Source organism: Mesorhizobium sp. M8A.F.Ca.ET.181.01.1.1, from assembly GCF_004792025.1.
GTDB lineage: Bacteria > Pseudomonadota > Alphaproteobacteria > Rhizobiales > Rhizobiaceae > Mesorhizobium.
On sequence record NZ_SRTV01000267.1, the window covers coordinates 1 to 295 of the forward strand.

Sequence of the window (295 nt, forward strand, 5' to 3'; positions counted from 1 at the left end):
CTGTACCTGCATTCGTCCATCGTGCAGACCCGCGCCTACCCGCGTACGGATGAAGGTCGCCGCAGCGCGCTGCGCTGGGCGGTGACCGACAGCACGATTGCGCTGACCCTGGCATTGTTCATCAACGCCAGCATCCTGATCCTGGCCGCGGCCGTGCTCGGCGGCTGGCTGCTGCTGCGGTCGGAGCCGGCCATTGCCTTCGCCGAACGTGACTGGGTGGTGCTTGGCGATGTCGACAACCTCACCGGCGATCCGATCTTCGATGACTCGATGCGGCACGCGATCCGGATCGCGC

Annotated in this window: 1 protein-coding gene; it reads left to right on the plus strand. The window is 66.4% G+C overall.

Annotation, left to right across the window (positions count from 1 at the left end; genetic code table 11):
* The coding region (locus EN824_RS35745) for a divalent metal cation transporter (protein WP_210236401.1) at positions 1–295 on the plus strand (295 nt) is incomplete at both ends.